Raw genomic sequence first — 17130 nt, 5'->3', positions numbered from 1 at the left:
CGCGGTGCGCCCTCCCTGCGGCGGACGGGGCGTCGGAGCGCCCCGGGGCCGGGGCGGGACCCCGGCCCGGAAAACCCTAGAGGGCGACGCCCAGGAGGGTGTCGACCGTGGCCCGCACCAGGGCGGGGGCCGCGGCGTCCGTGCCGCCCGCGGTGAGGGCGGTGTCGGCCCAGGCGTCCACGGCGGCCAGCGCGCCGGGCGAGTCCAGGTCGTTCGCCAGGGCCGCGCGCACGGCGGCCAGCACGGGAGCGGCGTCCGGTCCCGCGCCCAGGGCGAGGGCCGCGCGCCAGCGGGAGGCGCGCTCGGCGGCGGCGGGGAGCTCCACGTCGGTCCACTCCCACGGGGAGCGGTAGTGGTGCGTGAGCATGGCCAGGCGGATCACGGCCGGTTCGACGCCCTGCTCGCGCAGCTTGGACACGAACACGAGGTTGCCCAGGGACTTGGACATCTTCTCGCCGTTCAGGCCGACCATGCCGACGTGCAGGTGGTGCTGGGCGTTGGGGCCGCCCGTCGTGGCGCGGGTCTCGGCCGCGCCCATCTCGTGGTGCGGGAAGATCAGGTCGCTGCCGCCGCCGTTGAGGTCGAAGTTCGGGCCGAGCCTGTCGAGGGCGATGGCGCTGCACTCGATGTGCCAGCCGGGACGGCCGCGACCGAGCGGGCTCTCCCAGGCGGGTTCGCCGGGGCGTTCGGCGCGCCACAGCAGCCAGTCGAGCGGGTCCTTCTTGTCGGTCCGCCCGGGGTCGCCGCCGCGCTGGCCGAACACCTCCAGCATCTCTTCGCGGCTCATGTGGCTGATCTCGCCGAAGTGCTCGGCCTCGGCCATGGAGAAGTACAGGTCGCCGTCGATCTCGTAGGCGGCGCCGGTGCTCCGGATGCGTGCGGCGAGCTCGCTGATGAGGTCGACGGACTCCACGACCCCGACGTAGGAGGTCGGGGGGATGATCCGCAGCGCGGCCATGTCGTCCCGGAACACGTCGATCTCGCGGTGGGCGAGGTCGCGCCAGTCCACGCCCAGGGCCTCGGCCCGCTCCAGGAGCGGATCGTCGATGTCGGTGGTGTTCTGCACGTAGTCGACGTCGTGGCCGGCGTCGCGCCAGACCCGGTTGACCAGGTCGAAGGTGAGGTACGTGAAGGCGTGTCCGAGGTGGGCGGCGTCGTAGGGGGTGATCCCGCAGGCGTACATCCCCGCCCGGGGCCCCGGCGTCGTCGTCTCTATCCGTCCGGTGGTGGTGTCGTGGATACGGAGGGGGCCGCCGGTACCCGGCAGGGGGACGATGTCAGGCGCAGACCATGAACGCATACCCGGAAGACTATCCGCACGGCCGTGCGGCGAACGCCCGGGGACGGGTGCGAACGGTGGGTGAAAATCCCCCCAGTACAGCCGGGAATAGTGCCGCGGCCTGAGCTCCGGCCGCGCTATGCGGCGATGCCGCGGTGCCCCCTGCCGATGAGGAGCGCGCCGGACACCGCGGCCGCGGCGCACACCGCCGCGAGGCCCTCGTTGCCCAGCCGCCAGTGCAGCAGCGCACCGCTCACCGAGACCACGTAGAGGAGCCAGTACGCCCCGCTCTCCACCAGGTTGCCGTGACGGCCCTCCATGCTTCCCCCTACCTCGTACGCGTGACTCCCACGCGCTCGACGGCGCGAGCACCGTCTCTCTCAGAGACGCCGTGGTCACACAGGGGGTTGACAGATCTTTCCCACCAACAATGTGACGGTGGTTATGGAGAAGGCCGCACCCCTGTTCACCAGGGAGGAGGAGCTGTGGGGCTGTCCTGGGGGCGGTGAGGGGCGTGGTCACCGTGTGGCTGGAGTGATCGGCCCCGCGGCCAGACCCCGCCGTCTCGAAATCTCCGCCCGCGCCGCCCGCGAGGGCGCCCCGCCCGGCGGGGCCGTCGCGCGCCCCGGCCCGCGCCGCCCCCGCCATGTCATCAGGCCCGGTCGTCCTCCGGCCGCCGCCGTTCGAGGAGGACCGTGTCGCGCCAGGCGCCGTGGTGGCGGGCGATGCGCTCGCGCACCCCGACGGTGCGGTAGCCGGCCTGGTGGTGCAGGGCCAGGCTTGCCCGGTTCTCGGGGAAGACCGAGGTCTGCAGGGTCCACAGGCCCGCGGCGTCGGCCTCGGTGACCTGCCGGTACAGCAGCGCCTTTCCCACGCCCCGGCCGCGGGCGCCCTCGGCGACGCACACCGACGTCTCGGCCACCCCGGCGTAGGCCTCGCGGGCGGAGACCGGCGAGGCGGCGGCCCAGCCCACCACGGTCCCGTCGGTCTCGGCCACCCAGCGGTGCCCCGGGAGCCACCTGGCCCTCAGGTCCTCGACGGCGGGGGCCTCGGTCTCGAAGGTGGCGTCGCCGGTGGCGATGCCCTCGGCGTAGATGCGGCGCACCTCGGCCAGGTCGGCGTCGGCCATGGCACGGGTGGTGGTGTCGGCGGGCAGGTCGGTGGGGCAGCAGGGCCGGGCGTTGAGCATGCCCATGACGGCGTCGGCGGCGTGGGGCAGGCCTGTGCAGCAGGCGGGGTTGACGGCGACCCGGGTGGAGGTGCCCACCCTGGTCAGGGTCACGAACCCGACGTCGGCGAGTTTGCGCAGGTGGTGCGAGACGGTGGGCTGGCGCACGTCCACCATCTCGGCGAGCTGCCCCACGCTGACCGAGCCGGGGGTGGTGGCGATGGCGTGGAGCAGTTGGACGCGCATGGGTTCGGCCAGGCAGGCGAACCAGGCGGCGTAGGTCTCGGCTTCGGGCTGGGGCAGTGCGGGTACGGCGCGCTCGGGCCGGGTCACGGTCATGCCTCACATTATCGACCACGATCTATGGTTGCTTCCATCGATGCACATCGATAGAGTCACGCTTCATAGACAGAAGTCGATGAAAGAGGTGTGTCATGGCCGAGGAATCTCCTGTCGTGGTGATCGGCGCCGGCCCCGCGGGGCTGGCGGCGGCAGCGGAGCTGGTCGCGCGCGGGCTTCCGGTCCTGGTCCTGGAGAAGGGCGACCGGGCCGGGGCGGCCGTGTCCGAGTGGGGGCACGTGCGGCTGTTCTCGATGTGGCGCGACCTGGTCGACCCGGCGGCCGAGAAGCTCCTGGCCGCCACCGGGTGGCGGCGCCCGGACGACGGCGGGTACCCGACCGGCCGAGAGTGGGTCGACGCCTACCTCGCTCCCCTGGCCGGGGTCCTCGGTGACCGTGTGCGCTTCGGCGCCGAGGTGAGGGGGGTGAGCCGCCTGGGCCGGGACCGGCTCGTGGACGCCGGGCGCGGGGAGCAGCCCTTCACCGTGCGCGTTCGCACCGGCGCCGGGGAGGAGCGGATCCCGGCCCGCGCGGTCGTGGACGCCTCCGGCACCTGGAACGCGCCCAACCCCGTGGGCGGCGACGGCCTGCCGGCTCTTGGCGAAGAGGCCGCGGCCGAACGGATTTCCTACCGCATCCCCGACCTGGCCGATCCCGCGGTCCGGGCGCGTCACGTGGGGCGGACCACGGCCGTTGTCGGACGTGGGCACTCGGCACTGACCGCGCTGGTGGCCCTGGCCTCACTGGCCCAGGAGAGCCCGGGGACGAAGGCGGTGTGGGTGCTGCGGCGCGGGGAGGTCGGTGACGCCTTCGGCGGCGGGGCCGCCGACCAGCTCGCCGCGCGAGGCGCCCTGGGCCAACGGGCCCGCACGGCCGTGGAGGCGGGGCACGTCGAGGTGGTGACCGGGTTCCGTACCGCCGAGGTCCGCTCGGCGGACGACCGTCTCGTGCTCGTCGGCGAGAGCGGGCGCGCGCTGGATCCGGTGGACGAGGTGGTGGCCCTGACCGGGTTCCGGCCCGACCTGTCCTTCCTGTCCGAGATCCGCCTCGGCCTGGACCCGGCCCTCCAGGCGCCGGTGGAACTGGCCCCGCTCATCGATCCCAACCAGCACTCCTGCGGCACCGTCTACCCCCATGGGGCGGCCGAGCTCTCCCACCCCGAGCCCGGGTTCTTCCTCGCGGGGATGAAGTCCTACGGTCGCGCCCCCACCTTCCTGGCCCTGACCGGCTACGAGCAGGTCCGCAGCATCGCCGCGCACCTGGCCGGGGACCACGAGAGCGCGGCCCGGGTGGAGCTGGTCCTGCCCGAGACGGGGGTGTGCGGCGGCGCCGGGCTGTTCGACGACCCCACTGCCACCAAGGCCGACGCCGGCGGCTGCTGCGGCCCCGCAGAGGCGGCGGAGGAGCCCGCCGTGGAACAGGGGGGTCGCCGCGGCGGCCTGTCCGGGGCGGAGACGCCCGTGCCCTCCCTCCGCCGGGGCCTGCTCCCCGTGACCGGCACGGAAGCGGCCGCCCCGGCCGGCTGCTGCGGTGGCGCACCCTCTCCGGACGCCGGAACGGCCGAACCGGCGCCGGCACCGTGACACCGCGCACGAGCGGGCGCGGGAGTCAGGGGGCGGGGTGTTCCTCTCCCGTTTCCGCGTGACACCGCGCCCCGGTCGGGAGCGGGCACGCCGCACACGGCCCCGGGACGTGCGGCATACGGGAGCGAAGTTCGGACAGGGCGGGGTAGGGAGGCGGCGGAGCGCGGGGCGGGCGCGGGCTGCCGCCCGCCCTGCCCGGTACCTCGACCGCCCGGAGGCGGTCGGAGGGCGGGCGGGGATCGGAAGGGGCCGGTGCGGGCGCGGACGTGCGGGGAGTCCGCGTTACCCACCGGTCGGGACCGCGCGACGCCGGCCGCGGACGGTCCGGCGCTCCGGCCCGGGGGTTCCGGGCGGCCGGAGGCCGCCGCGGTCAGGGCCTGGCGGCGGCGGCCAGTTCCAGGTGCTCCAGTTCGTCGGTCACGCGCACGAGGTCGGGGTCGCCGTCGGGACCGAACTCGACGATCTCCGCCCGGACGGCGCGCAGGCGCCAGCGGGCGCGGGAGGTGTCACGGGAGGCGGCCCGCGCGAACTGGTCGGAGACGGGGTGGGCCTGGTGGGATGCGGTGGCGCTCATGGAATGGTCCTTTGAGGTGGGTCGGTGTTCAGGAAAGCCCCGGGTGCACGGTTCGACACGGTTTCCGTGCCCCGGGTTCACCGAGTACACGGTCCCGTGCCGCGCCTATGACGCGGTTTCGGAATCCTTTCGCCGCCCTCGCGGACGACGCATCGGCCCGGAGATCACTCCGGTCCCTCCAACACCGTTTTCCGGCAACTCTTGCTATCTCCCTCCCCTTCTGGCCCTCCCCTATGCCCCCGTCGCCGCGGTTCCTGCCACCGGCTCCGTTCGGCCGGGCCGGGCGGGGCATCGCCGCAGGCCGGAGCGGGGAGGCTTCGCCCGACCGGGGCGGACGCGGTGGTTCCGGCCGTCCAGGGACCGCGGGAACGCGTGGCCGCTTCCGCCGGGGCGGCGGGCCCCACACGGGAAGAAGAATGTTGGGTAGGCTAACCTAACTTCTTCCTGGTCCGCCCGAGGTCGCCCGACGGCGGCCTCCGCCCCTCCCCGCCCCCTGGAGAAGAGAACGCCATGCGCATCCGGCAACCCGAACGCCGCGCGATGGTCCGCGCGCACGTCGTCCGCGTCCGCCCCACGGGGCGGAACTTCGTCACGGTGACCTTCGGCGGCGACGGGCTCGCGGAGTTCGACTTCCTCGGCCTGGACCAGTGCGTCCGTCTCTTCCTGCCCCGGGCGGGACAGGAGACCCTGCGCATGCCCACGGCCGCGCACAACGGCTGGATCGCCCAGTACTACCTGATCCCCCTCGCCGAACGGCCGCACATCCGCAACTACACCGCCAGGCGCTTCGACGCCGGGAGGCGGGAACTGGACATCGAGTTCGCCACCCACGGGGACGGCGGCCCGGCCTCCGCGTGGGCGTCCGCGGCCGAGCCCGGCGACGAGGCCGGGCTGTTCGCGGAGGGGTGCTACTACCTGCCGCCGGAGAACGCGGACTGGCACCTGCTGGTGGGGGACGAGAGCGCGGTCCCCGCGCTGCTGTCCATCGTCGAGCAGGCCCCCGCGGACCTGCGGGCCGAGGCCTTCCTCGAGGTGCCCGAGGAAGGGGACGTCCGGGAGGTGGCGGCGCCCGAGGGCGTCCGCGTCCACTGGCTGCCCCGGGACGGGGCGGCGGCGGTGCCCGGGGCGCTGGCCCTGGAGACCGTCCTGTCCGCGGAGCTCCCCCCGGGGACGCCCTACTGCTTCGTGGCCGGGGAGCGGGGCCTGCCCACCGGCCTGCGTCGCGCCCTGGTGCGCGAGCGCGGGGTCCCCAAGGCGAACGTCTCCTTCGTCGGCTACTGGCGCCACGGGGCGGCGGCCTACAAGTAGGGGGCCAGCGGGAAGAGGGGCGGGGCGGGAGGGCGTGCGGGGCACGGGCCGGCGCGCAAGGGGCTCGGGGCCCTGCCGGGCGCTCGGCGGGGGGACGGCGGGCGGCGGGGCCGGGGACCGCGAGGTGGCGCCGTCCGGGCACGGCCGGGGCGTGGGGCGCCCGGCGTCGGGACTGCTCCGCCGGGTTCGGGCAAGAGCGGGGCTCCCACCCCTTGCACACCAAGGTGACTAAACGTACAGTAACTTTACAATCCACCGGGTCACGCGGCGACCACGCTGGGTCGCCTCCCGCCGTGACCTCCCAGGGTCCGCGTCCGACGGCCCGCCTCCGCCCGCTGACCGCCCCGCCCAGGCGGGGCCTCCCCCCGGAGCAGACCATGCGCACCGAGCGCTCCCCCCGCACGTTCCTCGCCCCCGTGGCCACGGCGGCCCTCACCCTGCTGGCCCTCCTCTCCCCCGGCGCCGCCTCCGCGTCCACCGCACCCGCCTCCGCGGCTCCCGCCTCCGACACGGTGGACAGCCAGGCCGCCCTGGTGTGGTCCGACGAGTTCAACGGCCCGTCGGGCAGCGCGCCCAACCCGGCCAACTGGAACCACGAGACCGGAAACCACGGCTGGGGCAACAACGAGCTGCAGAACTACACGAACAGCCGCAACAACTCCGCCCTCGACGGCAACGGCAACCTCGTCATCACGGCGCGCCAGGAGGCGAACGGCTCCTACACGTCGGCCCGCATGACCACCCAGGGCAAGGTCCAGCCGCAGTACGGACGCATCGAGGCCCGCATCCAGATCCCCCGGGGCCAGGGCATCTGGCCCGCGTTCTGGATGCTGGGCGGCAGCTTCCCGGGCACGCCGTGGCCCAACTCCGGCGAGATCGACATCATGGAGAACATCGGCCGCGAACCCCACCTGGTCCACGGCTCCCTCCACGGCCCCGGCTACTCGGGCGGCAACCCGCTGACCGGCTCCTACATGCACCCGCAGGGCTGGTCGTTCGCCGACACGTTCCACACGTTCGCCGTGGACTGGCGGCCCGGCTCGGTCACCTGGTCGGTGAACGGCAACGCCTACCAGACCTACACCTCCGCCGACACGCGCGGAAACCCCTGGGTCTACGACCAGCAGTTCTTCATGATCCTCAACGTGGCCGTCGGCGGTAACTGGCCCGGCTACCCGGACGGCAGCACGCAGTTCCCGCAGCGGATGGTCGTCGACTACGTGCGCGTCTACTCGCTCTGAACCGGAGTCACGTCGCTTTCGACCAGCACACAGGCGCGACGGCCGCCGCCCACCGGGCCTTCCCCACCCGGTGGGCGGCGGCCGTCGGCTGTGCCAGGGCAGCGGGCAGCGGGCAGCGGCGGGGGCGTGAGCGGGGAGAGCGCGGGAGCCGGCGCTGGGGCGGGGAGGGCGTCGGCGTGTTCGCGCGTCGGGGCCCGGTCATGGGCCGCCCGTGTGGGGTCCCCCCCGATTTCCAGCGTAGGCGCCCGTCCGCGCCCCCGACCAGCCCCGGCCGCCGCCCTGTGGACAACCTCCGGCCTACCGCCCCTCAGACGACCCGGCCGAGCCGCGCGACGGAGTCGCGGAGCCGTTCCGGATCGTGGCCCGCGTAGCTGACCACCAGGCCCGGAGCGCCGGGCGCCGAGCGGTTGCGACTCAGCGGCTGCACGGCGACCCCCGCGTCCAGGGCGCGGGCCGCGACCTCCTCGTCGTCCGCCCCGTCCGGCAGCATGACCAGCAGGTGGACCCCGGCCGCCACCCCGAGGACCGGGCACCCGGGCATGTATTCGCGCACCGCCGCGACGGCCGCGCGCTGGCGGGCCCGGTGCCGGGTACGCATCGAACGCAGGTGCCGGGCCAGCGTCCCGTCCCTCAGCAGGGCGGCCAGGACGAGCTGGGGCAGCACCGGTGAGCCGAGGTCGGTGGCCCAGCGCCGCTCCACCACCGCGTCGAGCAGCCGCGGCGGCGGGACGAGCCAGCCCAGGCGCAGCGCCGGGGCCAGGGTCTTGGACAGGCTGGAGGTGTAGGCGACGGCGTGCGGGGCGAGGGAGTGCATGGCGCGGACCGGTGAGCGGTCGTAGCGGTACTCGGCGTCGTAGTCGTCCTCGATGACGATCCCGTCCCGCTCCCCCGCCCAGGCCACCAGGTCGCGCCGGCGGCCGGGCGAGAGGACGACACCCGTGGGGAACTGGTGCGCGGGGGTCACGGCGACCGCCGTCGCGGAGGTGCGCGCCAGCCCGGCCACGTCGATCCCCTCGCCGTCCACGGGGACCGGCGTGACGCGGTCCATCCAGTAGCCCAGGATGCGGCGGTTGCCGTCGGCCCCGGGGTCCTCCAGCGCCACCTCCTCCACACCCCGGTCGCGCAGCACCTGGGCGAGGAGGCTGAGCGCCCCGGTCACCCCGGCCGACACGACGATCCGCTCCGGAGGGGCGTCCACGCCCCTCGACCTGGCCAGCCAGGCGGACAGTTCGACGCGCAGTTCGGGGGTGCCCTGGGGCGGGGCGTAACCGAGCTGGCGGGCGGTCGCGGTGGCCAGGACCTCGCGCTCGGCCCGCAGCCACGCGCCGCGCGGGAACGCCGCGAGGTCGGGCAGACCGGTGGAGAGGTCCGTGACCTCGGCGGGCGCGGTGCTGCCGTGAGCGCCACCACCGGGTCCGGGACCCGGTGCGTTCACGCCGGGACCGGACGTCCGCCCGGGCCCCTCCCCGGGCCGTCGACCCGGTTCGGGGGAGGGTGCGGCGGCGGGGCCGCCTGTTCCCCCAGCTCCGGGGCGGTCGCCGGCCCCGGACCGGGTGCGGGGCGCCACACCGGGCGCCGTCTTCCGGAGGACGGGACCCGCCGCCACCGTGGTCCCGGCTCCACGGTTGGCGGCGAGGAGCCCCTCCTCCGTGAGGCGCCGGTAGGCCTCCACGACGGTGCCGCGCGCGAAGCCGAGGTCCTCGGCCAGGGCCCTCGTCGCGGGCATGCGCGCCCCCGGCCCCAGGACACCGGTACCGATCGCCTCGCGCAGGGCGGAGGCCAGCCAGCCGGTGCGCCCGCCCCTGGGGACCCCGGCGGCGTCGAGTTGGAGGAAGTCGGAACCCTGGCTCATTTGGACCACTCTATTGCGCCGGACTTGGCCCTGTCGGAGGGACCAAGGAGGGGCCAGTCTGGACCGCATGCAGACAACGCCCGTCCCGCCCTCCCCGCGCCCCCGCCCCGCCCCCGGCTCCCCCGGCATCCTGTGGGGGCTGTGGCCCGCCCTCGCCGGCATGGCCCTGCTGGGCAGCAGCGTCGCGGTCATCGGAGCGACCGCCGGACTCCCCGCGTTCGGCCTCCAGAGCGCCCGGTACGCCGTCGCCGCCCTCACGGTGGCGGCCCTGGCCCGCCTGCTCGGCAAGCGCCTCGTACTCCCCCGGGGCCGCGACCTCCTCTGGGTCACCGGAGGCGCCCTCTCGGGCCTGGTCGGCTTCAACATCGCCGTGGTGATCGGCACCGCGCACGCCGAACCCGCCGTCCTGGGCGCCGCCGTCGCCTGCATCCCGATCGTCCTGTCGGTGGCCGGTCCGCTCACCCGCGGTAAGCGCCCGTCGCGGCGGCTCGTCGCCGGGGCCGTCGTCGTCAGCCTCGGAGCGGTCGCGGTGACCGGCTGGGGCACCGCCGACGCCCTCGGCATCCTCATGGCCCTGTCCCTGATCGCCCTGGAGGCGGGACTCAACCTGTTCGGCGCACCCGCGCTGCCGCGCATGGGGGCGTGGAGCTACACGGCCTCGACCGCGGCCGTGGCCGCGCTGGTGTTCGCCGGGCTGTCCGCCGCGACCGAGCGCGCGGAACTCGGCCTGCTCCTCACCCCCGCGTCGCTCGGGGCGGTCGCCTACCTGGGGGTCGTGGCGACCGCGCTGGCGTTCGTCCTGTGGTTCACGGGTGTGGGGCGCATCGGGGCGGGCGGCGCGGGGCTCGCCGCGGGCGCGGCCGCACCGGCCGCGGCGCTGATCGGCGCCCTGTTCGGCGCGCCCCTCCCCACGGCCGGGACCTGGCTGGGGATGGCGGTGATCGGACTCGGCCTGGCCGTCGGTTTCGCCCCCCTGAGGCGCCGCACGGCGGCCGGTCCCGGGCGGCGGTAGCCGTCCGCCGCAGCTCGCCTGAGACACTGGAGTCCCGTGGTGGCAGGGCTTCCCGCGCTGTGCCACTCTGTTCGACCGGACAGGGTCCCCTCCCCCGGTCGACCCGTGAGGACAGAAGCGAGCCGCATGTGACCCCCTCCGAGGCACGCCCCCCGATGATCGACGCCTCCGTGCCGCAGTCGGCCCGCGTCTGGAACTACTGGATGGGCGGCAAGGACTACTACCCGGCGGACAAGGCGGTCGCCGACGAGATCCTGGAGACGAACCCGCACGTCCTGGAGATCGCCAGGGCCGCCCGCGACTTCCTGCGCCGGGCGATCACCCGGCTGGTCCACGAGCACGGGGTGCGCCAGTTCCTGTGCGTCGGCAGCGAGCTGCCCACGGCGCAGGACGTCCACGTGATCGCGCAGGCGGCGGCCCCGGAGTCGCGCGTGGTCTACGTGGCCGACGACCCGCTCGTGCTGGCGCACGCACGGGCCCTGCTCGTGGGGACCGCGGAGGGCGCGACCGGCTACGTGGGGGCCGACATCCGCGAGACGGGAAGGATCGTTCGCGAGGCGGCCCGGACCCTGGACCTCTCCCGGCCGGTGGCGCTCGTCCTGGCCGGGGTGCTGGCCCACGTCACCGACGACGGGGAGGCCCGTGTCCTGGTGGCCGAACTCATGGCGGCCCTGGCCCCGGGGAGCCTCCTGGTCGTCTCCGACGACACCGACGTGATCCACCCCGAGGAGATGGACGCGATGGTGCGCCGGTGGAACGCCTCGGGCGGGAGTCCCCGCGTGAACCGCACCCCCGAACGGCTCGCGGCGTTCTTCGAGGGCCTGGAACTGCTCGAACCCGGGGTGGTCTCCTGTCCCCGCTGGCGGCCGGACCCCACCGAGGTGGGCTCGGCCAACGACGTGGACGAGCACTGCGGGGTGGGTCGCAAGCCCTGACACACGCTCCCGCACCTGCGGTGCCGCCCGTGTCCCGACCGGCCTCGGGACGCGGCGCGGCGGTGTGCGCCCGGCGGTGTGCGACCCGGGCCCCGGCCGGCCACCCGGACCTTCGTGCCGGGGTCAGGGGCAGCGCCTCTGCTCCTCTTCCCGAGCACTGGCCGGAACATGGCCGGACGTGCACTCTCCCAGGTAGATGTGGACGGTCAGAGCGGTCTCGCCACTGACGCTGTAGGCGCGGATGCGTGCCGCGTCGGAGGCCGTGGCCGTGACCTCCTGCCGTGAGGCCGGCGTCGGTGAGGGTGTCGGCTCCGGCGCGCCGGCCGCCTGCGGGGAGTCCTGCCTCTGCTGCTCCCAGAACGCGCCCTACCCCCCTCTCCCGACATCCCACCGACCGAGAAGGCCGCTCCCCACACCAGAGGCGCGGCGGGAGAAGGCCGTCGGCGCCGGGCCCGTGGGTCCGGCGCAGCACGACGGCCCATCCCGACGCGCGTGGGGCTCACACCGGCGAAGAAGGGACGCTCAAGGATCTGGCCTTCGCGAGTGAGCCGGCCCAGAAGACGGCGGTACCCCTGCTCAACGCGGTGCAACCCGCGCTGTCCGGCATCGGCCGGTCCACTGACAGATCAGTCACGGTGAGTTACCGTCACTCTGAATCCTCTCTCTGAGCGACAGGACAGTGCCATGACGGCCAAGCACCAGGGTGCTCCCAAGCCCAGCAAGCCGTACGAACCGCCGCCGCAGTCCCCGGACACGCCGCCTCCGGGCGGCGGAACCCGCGAGAAGCCGAAGTAATGCCCGGGACCGACAACCTGGTCGACGCGCTGACACGGTCGGGGTACCTGACCGAACCGCGTTGGCGCGACGCACTGCGCTCCGTACCGCGTGAGAAGTTCGTCCCGGCCCGGGCCTGGGCGGTTCCCACGGACGGCGCTCCGCCCCACCCCATAGACCGGGGCCGGGCCCCCGACGCCTGGCGTGCGGCGGTCTACACCGACACCGCCGTCGTCACCCAGCTCGACGACGGCGAGGGCGATCTGACCCTCGGTACCGGGACGGGGACCAGCTCCGCGTCCGCGCCGGGCATGGTGGCCGCCTTCCTCGAACTGCTCGACCCCTACCCCGGCGACCGGGTGCTGGAGATAGGCACCGGGACCGGGTGGACGGCCGCGCTGCTGTCCACCGTGCTCGGCGCCGACGCCGTGACCTCGATCGAGGTCGACGAACAGGTCGCCCGGCAGGCAGCGGTGAACCTGGAACGCATAGGCCTCACCCCCACCCTCGTCACGGGCGACGGGGCACTGGGCTGGCAGTCGGGCGCCCTCTACGACGGGGTTCACGCCACCTGCGGCGTGCGCGAGGTCCCGATGGCCTGGGTGGAGCAGACCCGGCCGGGCGGCACCGTCGTCGCGCCGTGGGTGCCCGGGTTCGGCCACGGCCACCGGGTGAGACTCACCGTCCTCGACGACAGCCGCGCCGTCGGCCGGTTCGCGGGCGGCAGCACCTACATGCTGATGCGGGCCCAGCGCCCCGCCGGCCCCGACTTCGACGGAGAGGGCTGGCGCGAGGGGTCGACACTGCTCGACCCCCGCCGGGTCATGCGCGCCGCGCCGGGGGCCCACGTCACCGTCAGCGCCATGGTCCCCGGGGTCCAGGCGCACGGAGCCGACGGGGAGGAGGGCGCCTTCCAGGTGTGGATGTGGGACGGCTCCTCCCAGGCACGCATCGCCTACGACCCCGGTTACGCACGGACAGGCGTCGAGCAGAGGGGCCCGCGCGACCTGTGGGACGAGGTGGAGAGGGCCTACCTCACGTGGGCGGGATGGGGGATGCCCGGCCGGGACCGGTTCGGGCTCACCGTCACCGCGATCGGCCACCAGGTGTGGATCGACGAGCCCGACAACCGGGTGGCCCCGCCCCCCTGACGGGAAGAGCCCTTCCGGACCGGCACCGGCAGGGCCTTCCATGACGTCGCCGGACCCAGCAGCCCTTGAACACCTCCCCCGGCCACGAGGGCTGACACGTCCCGCCACGCGAGCCGAACCCGGTGGACCACGGCGCGATCCCCACATGTGGGGCTCACGAACCGCCCGACCTCCAGGTGGTCCCGACCGCCCCGGCTGCCGAGCTGCGCGCCAGGCCGGCGGTACGCGGTTCACACGGGCGGGGCGAGTTCTACCAGCTGGGCGGACCCCACCCCGGATACGACGGCAACCCGTCCTTGGGGACAGGCGCTCATGCCCTTGACCTTCTCAGCACTTGTTGAGCGAGCGGCTGTGGATCCGTTGGAACTTGCTGGCTGAGCGTGATCGCCTTCGCGGCGGGCCCCGGAGCCTCCGCAAAAACCCGTTGGTGGACCACGGCGACCACTGCTACTTTTCCGGAGGCCGTGCCGGAGAGCGAGGAGGTGGTACCCGTGAACACAGTATCGACATGGGTGCTCCCCTCCGGGGTCATGGTCGGACGATAGGTCGTCCGGGAGCGCCGTTCAAGAGCACTCCTGAAAGGCACGACCGTGCGATTCACTTCCGAACAGCGCCTCGACGAAGGCGTCCGCGAGCGCGAATTCACTCTCGGCGAGATCCCCGGCATCCTGTGGACGCCCGGATCCGTATCCGCACCGGCCCCGCTGATCCTGCTCGGCCACCCCGGCGGGCTGCGCAAGATGTACCCCCGGCTCGCGGAGCGGGCCCGGCACTCCGTGGCGGAGGGCTTCGCCGCGGCCACCATCGAGCTCCCTGGGGGCGGTGACCGGCCTCGTTCGGCCGCCGCCGAGGAGGCCCGCGCCGACTTGCTCCGGGCGCTAGGGGCCGGTGAGCCGGTCAACGACGAGACCGTCGACCGGCTCGTCCTCCCGCTGGTCGAGAAGGCGGTCCCGGAATGGCGGACCGCACTGGACGCCCTCCTTTCGCTGCCCGAGATCGGCGGCCCGGTCGGGTTCTCGGGAGGAGTGATCTCCATCGGCATCCGGCTGGCGGTGGTCGAGCCGCGCATCTCGGCAGCCCTTCTGTTCGCCGGAAGTTTTGTGCCCCGCACCATGTTCGAGGAAGCTCGGCAGGTCACCGTTCCGCTGCAGGTCCTGTTGCAGTGGGACGACGAAGGAAACGACCGGCAGCTGGCCCTGGACCTGTTCGACGCCTTCGATTCCAAGGAGAAGACGCTGCACGCCAATATGGGCGGGCACACCGGCGTCCCACAGTTCGAGGGGGACGCCGGGAACCGGTTCTTCGCCCGGCACCTGAAGTGAGGCCGACCCGCCAGGCCGACAGCAGACGATAGGAGCTGTCGGCCAGATGCCGCTCATCGAGGACAGGTCCCGGTCCTCCTCGATGGCGGTGGCCAGCAGATGCACGACCGCCCCGACCGCGGTGGTACCAGCCGGTCGGGGCGGCGCGTCTCCGGATTCCCGCCCGCCCCCTACACCGACCACCCGGACTATGATCCGGCGTGGACTCTCACCTGACCCCCAACCCCCGAGGGAGACCATGAGTACGAAAACGTGGGTCTGGATTTCGTGGGCGACGCTCGCCCTCGCCCTGATCACCCTCTTGCCGGGCGCAGTGTGGTGGGCCTGGGCCATCTGGGCCCTGATCGCCGTCGGCGTCATCACTCTCCACGCCCTGGCTCGGCGCGCTGAACTCATGTAGACACCGAAGCCCGCCCCGCTTCCCTGGGGGCGGGCTTCCGTCATCCCTGCGGCACCTCCATGCAGGCCTGGCCGGCGACCGTCTCGACGTCGCCCCTCGGCATGTCAGCCTCGCCCCACAGCCGCCGGTACGGCTCGGCCTTTCCCGGCGTCGACCAGCCGGTAGAGCACCATCCCGATGAGGGCGCGCTGTGAGGGCGGCAGTGAAACGAGCCACGCGACCCCCACACCTCGAAGCGGGCTGAGGCCCACCGCACAGGCACCGGATCTCCAGAGCGTCCGGAAAGGGGTTACACCCCCGCTCCGCTCGGCTCCGGGCCCACGCGTCCGGCTCCGCCGGAACGGGCCGCGCAGTCCTGGGACCGGGGCGCCGCGCGGGCCCGGAGGGGCGGACGTGACCGAAAGGCCGTACTCCCCTGCACGGACGCGGCGGAGAACCGTCAGGGATCGACGGAAAGTTCGGTTTTTTCATCGCCCAGGGTCTCCGCAGGTCAGGAACCCGGAGAGGGTGTCACTCACCGTCGCGCCCGGGGACTTTTCGTGACGAGCAGGTTGACCATGCCGCAACGGCACGGTTTTGACTGGTTCCACAGCGGCACAGAACCACTCACGACGAACCCACCGGGAGGACGCGATGACCGCAGCCAAGGACCTCGACACCGGCCTCACCCACGAAACCTCCCCCGGCCTCACCCCGCCCCCCGCCCCCGGGCCCGACCGCGCCGACGAGGCCCCCGAGCAGCCGGTGGACCTGAAGCAGGCCGTGCTCGACGGGATGGGCGGCCCCTCCGGGATGGTCTACACGACCCTGCCGGTCGTGGCCTTCGCCCTGGCCGTCCCCTTCATGTCGCTCATGGCCGCCATCGGCACCGCGATCGCCATCGCCGCCGTCCTGGCCGTCTTCCGGATGTGGCGCGGCGAGAAGCTCATGTCCGCGCTGGGCGGGGTGTTCGGCGTCGCGGCCGCCGGAGGCGTCTCCGCCATGACCGGCTCGGCCAACGACTTCTTCCTCATCGGGATCTGGGCCTCCTTCGCCGGAGGGGTCATCACGCTCCTCTCCCTCCTGGTCCGCCGCCCGATCACCGGTCTGATCTGGAACGCCGTCCACGGTGGCGCCCACCCCTGGCGCGAGGACCGTCCCACCCTGCTCGTGCACGACCTGGCGACCCTCGCCATCACCGCGGTCTTCGCCGGCCGGTTCATCGTCCGCCAGTGGCTCTACGTCGCCGACTCCACCGCCGGCCTGGCCATCGCCGACACCGTGACCGGCTTCCCCCTGACCGCCCTGGCCGCCGTCGCCGTCGTCTGGGCCTTCCGCCGCTCCACCAAGCGCCTCGTCAAGACCGACACCGCCACCGCGCAGGACTGACCGGAGCCGACACCGGATCCGGCGCCGGGACCGGGCCGGCCCCGGAGGGGCACAGGAGAGGACGAGGAGGACCGACATGGGATGCAGCGCTCCGACGGAAACGGGCGTCACAGGCACGGGTTCGCTCCCCCGGACCCCGGAGACCACCGGCACCGACCTCCGCTCCCCGATGTCGTCGCCGGGCGATAGCTTCCCCGCTATGAGCTACTCGCTGACGACATACGTGGTCGACCTCGACGTCCTGCACGGTTCCGTGGGGTCGAAGGACGACAAGCTCCGCCGGATGATCGGCGGCCGGTTCAAACAGCACCTGAGCGGGTTCGACGACCAGTTCTCCCACGTCTCCGACGAGGGCGGCCCCTCCATCCGCGACGCGATCCGCGCGGTCATCGAGGGCGGCCCCTTCGACGAGCGGTACGGCTTCGTGTACGGCTACGCCTACAAGTGGATCTGCGAGTTCCACGGCCGCTCCCTGTTCAACAACGACTTCACCCCCATGAGGTCCGGGTGGCTGGAGACGGTCGACAAGGGCCTGGCGGAGCTGGGGGTGACCGCGGTCGGCGTCGAGGAGTTCAGCTTCGGCCGTGTACCCTCACCCCTTCCCGAACCCGAGCTCGAGCCGTGCTACGGCGAGTGGAGCCTCACCGAGTGCCGGAAGGCCCTCGAACAGTGGGGGCCGTCACCGAGGAGCGCAGGGCCGCCCTCGACCCCTCCGTCCTGAGCGCCGCCGAGTCCTGCATGGACTGGTGCCGGACCGCGGTCGCGGCCGGTCGGGGCGTCGCGGGGTTCTTCTTCTGAGCAGTGTTCGGGCCCGCTCCGGGGCT

At 73.7% G+C, this 17130-nt stretch carries 14 protein-coding genes and 1 pseudogene; 10 read left to right on the top strand and 5 right to left on the bottom strand.

What is annotated here, in order from left to right:
• Window positions 1–76: 76 nt before the first annotated feature.
• From mshC to ABZ234_RS11625, 3 genes are all read right to left on the bottom strand, one after another.
• Entirely contained in the window at window positions 77–1300 is a 1224-nt protein-coding gene (mshC, locus tag ABZ234_RS11635; RefSeq protein WP_355011944.1) for a cysteine--1-D-myo-inosityl 2-amino-2-deoxy-alpha-D-glucopyranoside ligase, read from the bottom strand.
• Window positions 1301–1416: 116 nt separating this feature from the next.
• Complete coding sequence (locus ABZ234_RS11630) at window positions 1417–1599, bottom strand: hypothetical protein (RefSeq protein WP_267945258.1); 183 nt, start codon at window positions 1597–1599, stop codon at window positions 1417–1419.
• A gap of 332 nt (window positions 1600–1931) precedes the next feature.
• On the bottom strand, window positions 1932–2786 hold the full coding sequence (locus ABZ234_RS11625; protein WP_355011943.1) for a metalloregulator ArsR/SmtB family transcription factor: 855 nt from the start codon (window positions 2784–2786) through the stop codon (window positions 1932–1934).
• Window positions 2787–2881: 95 nt separating this feature from the next.
• Between ABZ234_RS11625 and ABZ234_RS11620 the strand changes: the two genes are divergently transcribed.
• On the top strand, window positions 2882–4369 hold the full coding sequence (locus ABZ234_RS11620) for an FAD-dependent oxidoreductase (RefSeq protein ID WP_355011942.1): 1488 nt from the start codon (window positions 2882–2884) through the stop codon (window positions 4367–4369).
• 370 nt (window positions 4370–4739) lie between these two features.
• Here ABZ234_RS11620 and ABZ234_RS11615 read toward each other — a convergent pair whose 3' ends face one another.
• Window positions 4740–4943: a hypothetical protein gene (locus tag ABZ234_RS11615; protein WP_267945261.1), complete on the bottom strand. Its 204-nt coding sequence runs from the start codon at window positions 4941–4943 to the stop codon at window positions 4740–4742.
• Window positions 4944–5453: 510 nt separating this feature from the next.
• Here ABZ234_RS11615 and ABZ234_RS11610 point away from each other — a divergent pair.
• Both ABZ234_RS11610 and ABZ234_RS11605 read left to right on the top strand, forming a co-directional pair.
• The gene (locus ABZ234_RS11610) at window positions 5454–6251 is read left to right on the top strand and encodes a siderophore-interacting protein (protein ID WP_355011941.1); all 798 of its coding nucleotides are present in this window, start codon (window positions 5454–5456) and stop codon (window positions 6249–6251) included.
• A gap of 377 nt (window positions 6252–6628) precedes the next feature.
• Window positions 6629–7492 carry a glycoside hydrolase family 16 protein gene (locus ABZ234_RS11605; protein WP_267945264.1) on the top strand — a complete coding sequence of 288 codons (864 nt, stop codon included), beginning with the start codon at window positions 6629–6631 and terminating at the stop codon, window positions 7490–7492.
• Window positions 7493–7799: 307 nt separating this feature from the next.
• On the opposite strand, the gene ABZ234_RS11600 is transcribed toward ABZ234_RS11605, so the two are convergent.
• On the bottom strand, window positions 7800–9344 hold the full coding sequence (locus ABZ234_RS11600) for a PLP-dependent aminotransferase family protein (RefSeq protein ID WP_355011940.1): 1545 nt from the start codon (window positions 9342–9344) through the stop codon (window positions 7800–7802).
• Between the two features lie 67 nt (window positions 9345–9411).
• On the opposite strand from ABZ234_RS11600, the gene ABZ234_RS11595 reads away from it, so the two are divergent.
• The 7 genes and pseudogenes from ABZ234_RS11595 (at window position 9412) to ABZ234_RS11565 (ending at window position 17104) form a co-directional block, all read left to right on the top strand.
• Window positions 9412–10356: a DMT family transporter gene (locus ABZ234_RS11595; RefSeq protein WP_355011939.1), complete on the top strand. Its 945-nt coding sequence runs from the start codon at window positions 9412–9414 to the stop codon at window positions 10354–10356.
• A 155-nt stretch (window positions 10357–10511) separates the two neighbouring features.
• Window positions 10512–11291: an SAM-dependent methyltransferase gene (locus tag ABZ234_RS11590; protein ID WP_267950424.1), complete on the top strand. Its 780-nt coding sequence runs from the start codon at window positions 10512–10514 to the stop codon at window positions 11289–11291.
• 794 nt (window positions 11292–12085) lie between these two features.
• A complete protein-coding gene (locus ABZ234_RS11585; RefSeq protein ID WP_355011938.1) occupies window positions 12086–13216 on the top strand; it encodes a protein-L-isoaspartate(D-aspartate) O-methyltransferase in 1131 nt (376 codons plus the stop codon).
• Between the two features lie 590 nt (window positions 13217–13806).
• Window positions 13807–14538 carry an alpha/beta hydrolase gene (locus ABZ234_RS11580; RefSeq protein ID WP_355011937.1) on the top strand — a complete coding sequence of 244 codons (732 nt, stop codon included), beginning with the start codon at window positions 13807–13809 and terminating at the stop codon, window positions 14536–14538.
• Between the two features lie 238 nt (window positions 14539–14776).
• Complete coding sequence (locus tag ABZ234_RS11575; RefSeq protein ID WP_355011936.1) at window positions 14777–14938, top strand: hypothetical protein; 162 nt, start codon at window positions 14777–14779, stop codon at window positions 14936–14938.
• A 633-nt stretch (window positions 14939–15571) separates the two neighbouring features.
• Window positions 15572–16306: a DUF3159 domain-containing protein gene (locus tag ABZ234_RS11570; protein ID WP_355011935.1), complete on the top strand. Its 735-nt coding sequence runs from the start codon at window positions 15572–15574 to the stop codon at window positions 16304–16306.
• A 199-nt stretch (window positions 16307–16505) separates the two neighbouring features.
• A pseudogene (locus ABZ234_RS11565) lies at window positions 16506–17104 on the top strand (hypothetical protein).
• Window positions 17105–17130 lie beyond the last annotated feature (26 nt).

This window comes from Nocardiopsis sp. NPDC006198 (assembly GCF_040613895.1).
GTDB classification, from domain to species: domain Bacteria; phylum Actinomycetota; class Actinomycetes; order Streptosporangiales; family Streptosporangiaceae; genus Nocardiopsis; species Nocardiopsis tropica.
This window is presented reverse-complemented; position numbering and strand designations above follow the sequence as displayed.